The sequence below is a fragment of the Leifsonia sp. Root1293 genome, assembly GCF_001425325.1.
In the GTDB taxonomy this organism is placed as follows: domain Bacteria; phylum Actinomycetota; class Actinomycetes; order Actinomycetales; family Microbacteriaceae; genus Orlajensenia.
Window position 1 is genome coordinate 872,701 of sequence record NZ_LMEH01000001.1, and the last position, 11,285, is coordinate 883,985.

Consider the following 11,285-nt stretch of genomic DNA (forward strand, 5'->3'; position numbering starts at 1 on the left):
ACGAATCGCCCGGTTCGCTCGCTTAGGCTGAACGGGTGCATCTCGGCGTCCCCACTCAGCGTGCGACGCCGCTCGTTCCCTTCTGGGGCGCGATCCTCCTCGGCGCCGGGTCCGGCTACCTTCTCGATGCCGCGTTCCCCGACCGCGGCTGGTGGCCGCTGGCACCCGTCGCGGTGCTGCTCCTGTTGGTCGCGCTGCGCGGCCGCAGCTTCGGAACCGGTCTGCTCGTCGGGCTGATCAGCGGTTCCGTGTTCTGGCTCGTGCAGATCATCTGGCTGACGCGCTACCTCGGCCCGGTGCCGTGGCTGGCTCTCGGCATCCTGCAGGCCATCTTCTTCGCCATCGGCTGCGCCCTGATCGCCGTCGTGCTCGGATGGGGACCCGCGGTCTGGCCGACCCGGCTCGGTCGGCTCGGCATGCTGCCGGTCGTCGTGGCGGGCCTCTGGACCGCGCGCGAGGGCTTCACGGCGGTCGCCCCGTACGGCGGCTTCGCCTGGGGTCGCCTGGCGCTTTCGCAATCCCAGAGCCCGTTCACCGACCTGGCTGCGTGGCTCGGAGTCGCCGGCCTGAGCTTCGTGATCGCGTGGGTGGCGGCCTTCGCGTTCTTCCTGATCCTCGAGACGGATGCCCCAGCCCTCCGCCGCATTGGTGCGATCGTGGCCGCCATCGCCGTGCTGATCGTGCTGCCGGCCTGGCCCGTCATCGTGTCGGGCACCACCACCGTCGCCGCTGTGCAGGGCAATGCCGACGCCGGATTGTTCGCCAATCGACCGGCCGGCGAGATCCTCATGGACCACGTGGCGGCCAGCCTCCCGGTGGAGGGCCAGGACGTCGACATGGTCGTCTGGCCGGAGAACGCATCAGACGTCGATCCCACCCGGTCGTTCCAGGCGTCGAGAATGCTCGACCAGGTCGCCACCGCCCTCGACGCCCCGCTCGTCGCGGGCACCGTCACCGAGCGCGACGGCCTGTACTACAACACCTCGTTCCTCTGGGAACCCGGCCAGGGCGTCGTCGACTACTACGACAAGGGGCATCCGGTCCCGTTTGCCGAGTACATGCCCGACAGGGCGTTCTGGAGGCCGTTCGCTCCCGAGCTCATCGACCTGGTCGGCCGCGACTACCAGATGGGCAGGACGGATGGCGTGTTCGACATCGACGGTGTCATCGCCGGCATCTCGATCTGCTTCGATATCGCCGATGACCAGCTGGTCGCGAACCTCATGGGTCAGGGCGCCCAGATCATCTTGGCGCAGACCAACAACGCCGACTTCGGAACGGCCGAGCAGCCGACCGACGAGAGCGCCCAGCAGCTCGCCATCGCCCGCATCCGCGCCGTCGAGACCGGACGCACCGTCGTGAACATCTCGACCGTGGGGGAGAGCGCCATCGTGGCACCCAATGGGTCGACGATCGACTCGCTGCCGGCTTTCACCGCTGGTGCGATGGTGCAGGAGGTACCCCTCAGCGACACCACCACGCCGGCGATGGTCGTCGGGCGAGGTCTCGAGTGGTTGGCTGCCGGCGTGGGGCTCGCGGGTTTCGTGCTGGCGTGCGCGGCTGCGGTGCGGGGTCGCCGCATCCGCCGCTCGGCGTCCGGCCGTTAAACCAGAAACGCGACCACCTCGGCTCGAGGTGATCGCGTTCGACGGTGCTGGCGGGCGCTTATGCGCCGATCTTCTGCTGTCCCCGACGGGCACGCAGGATGTTCAGCCGCTCCTCGAGGAGCTCTTCGAGCTCCGGGATGGTGCGACGCTCGAGCAGCATGTCCCAGTGCGTACGGGCGACCTTCTCGTCGGAGCGGTCGATGACGACGGGCTTCGAATCGACGATGAGGATGGCCTCGAGGCCGCACTGCTTGCATTCCCAGCTCTGCGGGGCCTCGGCGTCGGCCGAGAACGTCATCACGGACTCGTGACCGCAGTGCTCGCACCGGTACGTGTGATTGACACGCTGTGCGAAAGCAACGCCCTCTTCACTCTGAAGGCTCTGTGCACCCAAGCGCATTCCACGCAAACTACGATCAGCCATGGTGATCTCCTCTCACTGCCTCATCAGTTATAACGGGCCAAGCTGGGCGTAACCTTCCCGTGACCTCCGGTTCGCACAGCGCACTCCCAGACAAGGGGGTGGATCGACGGATTCACAGCTGGCGGTCAGGCGCCGGACTCGCCGTCCCGTCGCAGCACGTGAGCCGCGATGTCGGCTCGGTCCGTGACGATGCCGTCGACCCCGAGTGCGAAGAGCCTGCGCATGGCAGCCGGATCGTTCACAGTCCACACGTGGACCTCGAGCCCGGCGTCGTGCACGGCAGCGATGACGCGGGGAGTGACCAACTGGATGCCACCGCTCCTCTCGGGGATCTGCAGCGCCACCAACCCGGCCAGGCTCCTGACGACGTTGCGGCGCAGTCCGGTGCGGGCGCCGAGTATGGCGCGGACCACGATGGACGCGGATGCCGACGACACGACGCCCGGCAGCAGGGCGACGGCCGCAGCCCGGCGCCGCTCGGAGAAGGAGGTGATCAGCACGCGTCCGACGGCGTCGGCTGCCAGGACGGTGGACGCGACACTCGCGATGGAGCCGGCATCCTTCACATCGATGTTGAAGCGGGCGGTGGGGAACGTCGTCAGGGCGTCTTCGAGGGTGCAGAACGACTGGCCGTGACCGAGGTCGATGTCGAGCAACTGCTCGGCCGAGAGCTCGTTGATGCGCTGTCGGCGACCGACGAGTCGTGCGAGATCGGGATCGTGGCTGATGATGGCGACACCGTCACGACTGGTGTGCACGTCGGTCTCGAGGTGGGTCGCCCCGACCTCGAAAGCGCGCTGGAACGCGAGGAGGGTGTTCTCGGGCGCTGAGACGGCGAGGCCCCGGTGCGCGAGCACGCGGGGCCAGGCCGTGTCGAGGTAGGAACCCGGTGTCTGCACGGGACGGATCAGGAGGCGACGGGCGGACCGGACGGGGGAGTGGTGTCGCCCTTGCCGGGGACGAACGCCGAGCTGAAGCCCTTGAGCGCCTCCGTGAACTCGCTCGGGATGATCCAGAGCTTGCTCGCCTCGCCCTGCGCGATCTGCGGCAGGGTCTGCAGGTACTGGTAGGCCAGCAGCTTGGGATCGGGGTCGCCCTCGTGGATCGCCGTGAAGACCGTGCGGATGGCCTCGGCCTCACCCTGAGCGCGCAGCACCGCCGCCTTCGCATCACCCTCCGCTCGGAGGATCTCCGCCTGACGGGCGCCTTCGGCCGTGAGGATCGCCGACTGCTTCGTACCCTCGGCGGTGAGGATGAGCGCACGTCGGTCTCGCTCGGCGCGCATCTGCTTCTCCATCGAGTCCTGGATGGAGTGGGGCGGATCGATCGCCTTGAGCTCGACGCGGTTGACTCGGATGCCCCACTTGCCGGTGGCCTCGTCGAGCACGATGCGCAGCTGTCCGTTGATGTTGTCGCGACTCGTCAGTGCCTCCTCGAGGTTGAGTCCGCCGACCACGTTGCGCAGGGTCGTCGTGGTGAGCTGCTCGACGGCACCGAGGTAGTTGGCGATCTCGTACGTCGCGGCACGGGCATCCGTCACCTGGAAGTAGACGACGGTGTCGATGGAGACGACGAGGTTGTCCTCGGTGATGACGGGCTGAGGTGGGAACGAGACGACCTGCTCGCGCAGGTCGACGAGGCGGCGCACCTTGTCGACGAACGGGACCAGGAGATTCAGGCCCGGCATGAATGTCTTGTGGTAGCGGCCCAGCCGTTCGACCACGCCGGCGTAGGCCTGCGGAATGATGCGGATGGAACGGAAGATCACCACCAGCACGAAGATGATGATGACGATGATGATGACGGCCAGCACGATCTGGCCTGTCAGGGTGTCTGTCATTCCTGCGTCCTTTCAACCGGGACGACGACGGCGGTCGCGCCGTCGATCGCGGTGACGATGACCTGCTCACCGGCGGCGACGACGCGCTGCTCGGTGACGGGGGAGAGTCGGATGGTCCAGGTCTCGCCGTTGGCGAGCTTGGCCTGGCCGGGACCGGCGCCGACTCCGATCGAGGCGACGATGGTGGCACCCATGCCGATCAGGGCATCCACGTTGCTGCGAGCGGGGTCGCCGCCCTTCTTGAGGGCGCGGAGAAGTGGCGGCCTGATGAAGGCGAGAAGAGCGACAGACAGCACGGCCGCAACGAGGATCTGGCCCCACCACGGAACTCCGATGAGGCTGGCGGCGAGCCCGCCGACGCTGCCGAGGGCGATCATGAGGAACGTGAGCTCGAGTGTCAGCGTCTCGATCGTTCCGAAGATCAGGATGAGCGCCAGCCACACGATCCACGCGTAAGCGAAGACTCCCTCGTCCATGTGCGCCCCCTTTGCGTCGTCATTCGACGCTATCAGTCCGGGCTGGGCGATTCCCGTTGATTGGTAGTCTCATCCGGGGATGCTCCAGCTTCATCGCCGCATCCGCTCGCACAGCATCGACCGCAAGGAGTCTCCAGTGACCAACCCCATCGCCCCAGGATCACTCACCGGCAAGACAGCCGTCGTGACGGGCTCGTCGCGCGGCATCGGCGCCGACACGGTGCGACTCTTCGCTGCGGCCGGTGCCGACGTCGTCATCAACTTCCGCAACAAGGAGGCGCGTGCCGTCAAGCTCGCCGACGAGATCCGCGCGGCCGGCGGCCGGGCGATCACGGTGGGAGCGGACCTGACCGATCGTTCCTCCGTCGACAGCCTCATGGACCAGGTTGCTGCCGAATTCGGCTCCATCGACATCCTGGTGCTCAATGCGTCGGGCGGCATGGAGTCCGGCATGGCCGCCGACTACGCGATGACCCTCAACCGCGATGCGCAGGTCGGGGTGCTCGACGCAGCACTCCCGCACCTGAAGCCCGGCAGCCGTGTCGTCTTCGTCACGAGCCACCAGGCGCACTTCATCCGCACGACGGAGACGATGCCGGAGTACGTGCCCGTCGCCCTCAGCAAGCGTGCGGGCGAGGACGCACTGCGAGCCCGCATTCCCGAGCTGACGGCGGCCGGGATCGACTTCGTGGTCGTCTCCGGCGACATGATCGAGGGCACCATCACTGCGACGCTGCTCGAGCGGGCCAACCCGGGTGCCATCTCGTCGCGCAAGGAGTCGGCCGGCAAGCTGTACAACGTGGGGGAGTTCGCCGCCGAGGTGGCTGCCGCCGCTGTCGAGCCGATTCCCGCCGACAACACCCGCTACGTCGGCGACACCAGCGACTTCGCTCCCGAGGCCTGACGCAGCGGAGACGCGTCTCCCAGGATGACGAAGGCCCCCGTCCGTCGGACGGGGGCCTTCGTCATACGCGGACGTGCTACGCGGTCGTGGCGTTCCGCCCGAAGGTGAAGGCCTGCACCAGCTGGACGAGACCGGCGATGACGAGGAAGATGCCGCCGATGACGAGCAAGACGGCGACGGATGCGGCCGGGAGGAACAGCACGACGATTCCGGCGATGATGCTGATGACGCCGAAGACGATGCCCGGCCACCGCGAGCCGTCAGACGCAGACTCGACGAGGGCGGCGACACCCTCGATGATCCAGGCGATACCGATGATGATGCCGAGCAGGGCGACAGTCGACTCGAGGTTGCGCAGCGCGAAGATGCCGGCGATCACAAGGAGCAGGCCGAGCAGGATGCTGAGCACTCGCGACCCGCCCGAGATCCCCTTCGAGAAGATGCCCTTGGCCAGGCGCACGATTCCGATGATGAGGAAGTAGAGGCCGAAGAGCACGGCCAGCAGACCGGCCGTCTTGTCTGGCCACACGAGGACCACGATTCCCAGCACGAGCGCGACGACGGCGCTCACGCCGAGAGCGACCCTGATCCCGTTGACTTCGGACTTGCTGAGGCGGTTGGGGTCGATCTGGAAACCCAATGCGGTGATATCGGACATGACACTCCTTCAGGGAAATCTGTTGCTCCGATTGTGGCGCACATTCGGGAGATTCACAGGAATGAGACGGTCGGTGTCGCGATCCCGCGTGGTCCGGCTCGCGGGCGTCGAGCCGAACCACGCCGGGCGCGCCTCAGCCGATCGTGCCGCCCCCGAAGTCGTCGAACACGGCGCGGGTCGCGGCGAGCGACCAGATGCCGATGTGCCCGCCCTTCGCGGAGAAGAACCCCCGGTCGGTCGATCCCAGTTTCGTGGTTCCGACGACCTCGCCGTCGCGCAGCACCACGACCGAGCCGTCTGCCTGCGCCCGAGCCGTGAGCACCGAGCCGTCGGAGAAGGTCGCCGGGATGGCCGGGTAGCTGCTCCCGACGAGGAAGCCGCGCTCGGTCGTCACCCTCACCACCTTCGACTTCGCGTCGTAGGCCACGACGATGCCCGTCGTCACCGTGCGGCCGGGCTGCGCCTTGAGTACGAGGCCCTGGGCGCGGTTGCCGGCGTCCACCTTCTTCAGGGTGACCGAGGCCTCCTGGCTCGAGCCGAACGGCTCCTTCCAGATCAGGGGTCCACCGAGCTGCAGATCGAGAGAACGGCTCGTGATCCTGTAGAGCAGCGTGCTCGTGGCGCCGCTCCAGTTCGCCCCGACTCTGCCGTTGGCGCGATCGAAGTCGTCGAGAACGACCGCGGGGGGCGTCGGTGTGATGCCGAGCACGGACGCGAGCAGCTCGACGGCGCGCACGGAGTCCCCGGCGATGAGGGCGTGTTCGGCATCCGCCGTCAGAGCAGCAGACCCGTCCACCGCTGTGCCGTCGACGACCGCTGCCTGCGCCAGATCACGCACGACCGAGGTCAGGATGTCCGCGGTTCGGAGCGAGCTCGTCTCGGTTCCCGGAACGAGGGTGACGGCATCCGCCACCAGGTCGATCGCGCCCTGGGCGTCGTCGACCGTGCCGTCGGGCGCCCAGATCGGTGCGGACACGATGCCGTCCACAACCGTCTTCAGAGGTCCAGCCTCGAGGGATTCCGCGAGGCCGGTCAGCCTGTCGCGGGGAGCATCCGTGCGGACACCCCACCCGTAGGCGAACAGCGGTTCGTAGTCGGCGTCGCCGACGTTGATCGGAACCTGCTCGGCGGTCGCCGGCCAGCTGACGGGCAGACGGCCGGTGAACGGCTGCGTACCGAAGAGCACGTCGGCGACGCCGGCACCCTCGGAGCCCGGCAGGAACGATGCGACCAGGCCGTCGATCTCGGCCAGCTTGTCCGCGACCAGCTGGGTGCGCCCCGCGACGACCAGCACGACGCAGTCCATGGCGGCGCAGACTCTGTCTATCGCCGTTCGGTCGGCCGCAGAGAGGGAGAGGCTCTTGCCGTTGTTGCCGACATCGCCCTGCCCTTCGGCGTACGGCGCTTCGCCCACCACGACGATGCCGGTGTCGGCACCCTCCATCGGGGCCGAGGCGTCCTTACTGTATGTCGCGTCGGCGTCGACCTGACGGATTCCCTCGAGGATGCTGGTCCCGGTGGTGATGTCGCCGGACCCGCCCTGCCAGGAGATCGTCCAGCCGCCCATCTGGTGACCGAGGTCATCGGCGTTCGACCCGGCGACGTAGAGCGAGTCCGACGCCTGCAGCGGCAGCACGCCGTCGTTCTTCAGCAGCACCTGGCTCTCGGCCACCGCCGTGCGGGCGATGGTGCGGTGCTCCTCGGCGCCGAAGGCGTCCTGTTCGCTGCGGTCGGTCATGGCGTTCTCGAACAGTCCGAGGGCGAATTTCTGCTGGAGGATGCGCGTGACGGCATCGTCGACCCGGCTCTGTGCGATCGTGCCGGCCGTGACGCCGTCGATGACGCTGGTGATGAAGGCGCCGAAGTTGTAGGGAGCCATCGCCATGTCGAGTCCGGAGTTCACGGAACGCGCCACCTTGTCGGCGTAGGTGCCGCCGGGAAGCTTGTCGATGCCCTCCCAGTCGCTGATGAGGAATCCGTCGAATCCGAGATCGCCCTTCAGCACCTCGGTGTTGAGCAGGGTGTTCTCGTGCATGCGCACGTCGCCCTGGCCGATGTCGACTCCGGAGTAGGACGGCATGATGCTGCCCACCCCGGCATCGATGGCCGGGATGTAGGGATCGACGTGCATCGCCTCGAAGTCCGCGAGGGAATCGGCGACAGTCAGGCCCTGGTCGATCGGATAGCCCGTTCCTGCCTTCGACGCGTCGTACTGGGTGCCGCCGTCGCCCGCCCAGTGCTTCGCCGTCGCCAGCACCTTGTTTGGTCCGCTGAGGTCGGTCGGGTCGTCCCCCTGGAGGCCGACGATGTTGGCTTCCGCGAAGGAGCGCACGAGTGCCGCATCCTCGCCGAACGACTCGTAGCTGCGTCCCCAGCGTTCGTCGCGTGTCACGCAGAGGCACGGCGCGAAGGCCCAGTTCACGCCGGTCGTCTTCGTCTCGCTCGCCGTGGCCGCGGCGATCTGCTGCACGAGGCTCGGATCGCGGGTGGCTCCGAGCCCGGTGTTGTGAGGGAAGATCGTGGCGTCCTGCACATTGCTGTGACCGTGCACGGCGTCTGCCCCGTAGACCAGCGGAATCTGCAGTGGCGTCGAGAGCGCCTGACGCTGGTAGTCGTCGATCATGTCGGCCCACGCCTCGGGGGTGTTCGACTGCGGCGTCGAGCCTCCGCCGGACAGCACGGAGCCGAGCCCGAGGTCGGCGATCTGCTGTGGCGAGTTCAGCCCGAGGCGCTCGGCCTGGGCCATCTGGCCGACCTTCTCGGCCTGGCTCATCCGTCCGAGCAGGTCGGCGACCCGCTCGTCCACCGGCAGCGACTCGTCGAGATAGGGGAGACCGTGGGCGTTGATGACCACGCGAGGGGCGGCATCCGGCAGCCCGGCATCACTCGATTCGAGGGTGATCGGGATGCTGCGGGCTTCATCGGCCTCGTCTGTGGCGATGGTCTGCACGGCGATGCTCTGGACCGCGCCGGACTCGCTGCCCGCGGGGAAGCTGAGTTCTCCGCTGAACGGCACGTAGTCGGTGTCGGCCTCGGCAGATCCGTCTCCGCTGGCGTATCGGACTGTCACCGGCGCGGCGAGCGGCTCACCGGATGTCGTGGTGACGGTGATGCCGACGTCTGCGGGCTCTCCCGGGTCGACGAGGTAGACGTCCTGGGTGGCCGAGATGCCGACTGTGGCGGCGGGCACGGGTGTTCCGTACAGCTGCACGTCGTCGATGGCCCATGGGGTGCTCGTCGGCTTGCCCGGTGTGAAGGTGGGAGCGAAGCCCCATGCGCTGGTCAGGTCGAGGGTGCCGTTCTGGGTCTCGGCGCTTCCGGGTTGGTAGCCACCGAGAGCGAAGCTGGAGAATGGCAGTTCCACCAACTTCCAGCGACTGGTCGAGCTGCCCCAGTTGTCCTTGAACGTGGTGGCCCACAGCTCCGAGTGCTCTCCGTCGGGGCCGCCGTCCTTGATCTCGACCTTGATGTCGTCTCCCGCGGTGGGGGAGGCCGGGTTGCTCGGCTGGGAGGCGTACCACCAGAACCTGATGCCCTCGAACGAGCTCCAGTCCTGCGATGCGGCGAGGTTGTCGCTGAAGCCCCCGTAGCCACCGGACGGGATGAGGTAATCGCCGGCGAGCACCCGGTTGTCCGGCACGTCACCGCGTTCGCGGGCTTCGACGCCGAGTGTCGCGAGGCCCTCCTCCGAGCCCCAGGTGAAGAAGCCGACGGGATCGGCCGAGGTGCTGATGGGCACCTCGCCCTGGAAGTCCTCCAGGGTGAAGACGCGCTCGAAGACCGCGAAGTCGTCGAATGCCCACTCGCCAGCGCCGAGACCGGTCAGGGTGACGGCGAAGCCTGTCGAAGCCGATGGATCGAATCGAGCAGGGTCGTCAGGGCTGCCCTTCACTCGAAGCTCCGAGAACAGCACGCTGATCTCACGCCAGCCGGCGGTGTCGTCCACCACGCTGCGGTCGAACAGCTTCCCGCCGCTCTTCAGCTCGTAGGAGAGGGTGCCACCGGAGCCGGTCCCGCCGAACCAGAAGCTGAAGCCGTCGGATGCCGACCAGTCCGTGGCGGCAGTGTCATTGGAGAAGCCGAACCAGTCTGCGGCCGTCGGTTCGCCACCGACAGTGGCCGTCATTACGTCGTTGTCCGACCCCGAACCCGGCACGGCAGAATCAGGAGCCGTTGCCAGGACGGGCTTCACGGCGTCAGTGCTGGCCCACGTGAACACGCCACCCGGCACGCCGTCCTCGAAGTCGTGGATGAGAGTGCTCGCCCCGTCGTTCGGCAGTTCTCCCGTCGGCGTCAGTGTGACCCTCGCCGTCGACCGGATGCCGAGCCCGATGCCGTCGCTCGGCTCGGAGAGAGCGAGGTCGAACGTTCCGACCGGTGCGAGGGCGCCTCGCGAGATCGTCGGAACCGACACTGTGGCGGTCGTCTCACCGGCGGGGAAGGTCACCACCTGGTCGACCGCGGTGAAATCGGTTCCCGCCATGGCGGTGCCGTCGGTGCTCACCACCCGCACGCTCTGGTCTGTGGCGGCAGGATTGCTGAGCCCCACGGTGGCGACGGCATCGGTTCCGGCCCCCACGCGCACCGTCGGGGAGAGGAAGCCGACGGTCGGCACCGCGAGGGTGCCGTTCACAGCGAAGGTGAAGACGGAGTATCCGTAGTAATGGGGTCCCGCGGGATCCCAGGTGAATGCCACGCGCTCGAGCATGGAGAGTCGAACGTAGCGGGCCTCGACGGGCGCGTCGAAGACGATCGCCTCGGTGCCTCCGGCACTGGTGGGCTGCGTCGCGGCGACGCTCCAGCTGGACTCGTCATCGGGTGCCGAGGTCGCTGTCAGCACCTCATAGGAGGCGGCGTACGCTGCCTCCCACGCGATCGACACCCCGGTGACGCTCGCGACGGCGCCGAGGTCCGAGGTGAGGGAAGCCGTGAACTCGGAACTGTCATCCGGCCCGTTGCCGCTGGCCCAGCGGGTGGTCGCGTCGCCGTCGATGGTGTTCTCGGGCGGGAAGTTCCCGTCGGCGTCGTCCTGGGAGGCCGATGCGGTGATCGTGCCGAATCGGGCGAGGTCGGGTTCGGCCGCTTGGGCAGGAACCGCGGCCACCAGCCCGGAGAGGATGAGGGCGAGGCCTGCGGCCCCTCCGACGAGAGAACGCACAGAACGGACCGGCACGGTTACTCCTTCGTAACGTGATCGCTCGCCCCCGCAGGCGGGGACGAGACTCACTGCGCGGGTCCCGAAAACACCCCGCCGAGTCCGATCCTAGGGGGAGTGGTGTCACCCGGTCGAGGGGTACACGGGTATCGTTTCTGCGGACCTCGGGGTACAGATCCGACGCAGGTCGCGAGCGTGCGCGGGCGATGGCTCACGCTGTT

At 67.8% G+C, this 11,285-nt stretch carries 8 protein-coding genes; 2 read left to right on the top strand and 6 right to left on the bottom strand.

What is annotated here, in order from left to right; translation table 11 throughout:
* The first annotated feature begins 35 nt into the window (after positions 1–35).
* Positions 36–1,607 (top strand): apolipoprotein N-acyltransferase, encoded by a 1,572-nt coding sequence (gene lnt / locus ASC59_RS04030; protein WP_055818568.1) that lies wholly within the window; start codon positions 36–38, stop codon positions 1,605–1,607.
* A 58-nt stretch (positions 1,608–1,665) separates the two neighbouring features.
* Here the strand turns inward: lnt and ASC59_RS04035 are convergent, their stop codons facing one another.
* The 4 genes from ASC59_RS04035 to ASC59_RS04050 all read right to left on the bottom strand — a co-directional run bounded on the left by ASC59_RS04035 (position 1,666) and on the right by ASC59_RS04050 (position 4,347).
* The gene (locus ASC59_RS04035) at positions 1,666–2,031 is read right to left on the bottom strand and encodes an RNA polymerase-binding protein RbpA (protein ID WP_055818572.1); all 366 of its coding nucleotides are present in this window, start codon (positions 2,029–2,031) and stop codon (positions 1,666–1,668) included.
* A 125-nt stretch (positions 2,032–2,156) separates the two neighbouring features.
* Positions 2,157–2,930: a glycerophosphodiester phosphodiesterase gene (locus ASC59_RS04040; protein WP_055818574.1), complete on the bottom strand. Its 774-nt coding sequence runs from the start codon at positions 2,928–2,930 to the stop codon at positions 2,157–2,159.
* A gap of 8 nt (positions 2,931–2,938) precedes the next feature.
* A complete protein-coding gene (locus ASC59_RS04045; RefSeq protein WP_055818576.1) occupies positions 2,939–3,871 on the bottom strand; it encodes an SPFH domain-containing protein in 933 nt (310 codons plus the stop codon).
* Positions 3,868–4,347 (bottom strand): NfeD family protein, encoded by a 480-nt coding sequence (locus ASC59_RS04050; protein WP_055818578.1) that lies wholly within the window; start codon positions 4,345–4,347, stop codon positions 3,868–3,870. Before ASC59_RS04050 ends, ASC59_RS04045 begins: the two co-directional genes overlap by 4 nt.
* Positions 4,348–4,483: 136 nt before the next feature.
* On the opposite strand from ASC59_RS04050, the gene ASC59_RS04055 reads away from it, so the two are divergent.
* Positions 4,484–5,251, top strand: coding sequence for an SDR family oxidoreductase (locus ASC59_RS04055; RefSeq protein WP_055822808.1), 768 nt, complete (start codon positions 4,484–4,486; stop codon positions 5,249–5,251).
* A 76-nt stretch (positions 5,252–5,327) separates the two neighbouring features.
* Here the strand turns inward: ASC59_RS04055 and ASC59_RS04060 are convergent, their stop codons facing one another.
* The gene (locus ASC59_RS04060; RefSeq protein ID WP_055818580.1) at positions 5,328–5,909 is read right to left on the bottom strand and encodes an HdeD family acid-resistance protein; all 582 of its coding nucleotides are present in this window, start codon (positions 5,907–5,909) and stop codon (positions 5,328–5,330) included.
* A 133-nt stretch (positions 5,910–6,042) separates the two neighbouring features.
* A complete protein-coding gene (locus tag ASC59_RS04065) occupies positions 6,043–11,082 on the bottom strand; it encodes a glycoside hydrolase family 3 N-terminal domain-containing protein (RefSeq protein WP_162243169.1) in 5,040 nt (1,679 codons plus the stop codon).
* Between the last annotated feature and the right edge of the window lie 203 nt (positions 11,083–11,285).

Coding starts and splice junctions, on each gene's coding strand:
- ASC59_RS04035 (WP_055818572.1), bottom strand. CDS start 2,031: ATGGCTGATCGTAGTTTGCGTGGAATGCGCTTGGGTGCACAGAGCCTT.
- ASC59_RS04045 (WP_055818576.1), bottom strand. CDS start 3,871: ATGACAGACACCCTGACAGGCCAGATCGTGCTGGCCGTCATCATCATC.
- ASC59_RS04050 (WP_055818578.1), bottom strand. CDS start 4,347: ATGGACGAGGGAGTCTTCGCTTACGCGTGGATCGTGTGGCTGGCGCTC.
- ASC59_RS04060 (WP_055818580.1), bottom strand. CDS start 5,909: ATGTCCGATATCACCGCATTGGGTTTCCAGATCGACCCCAACCGCCTC.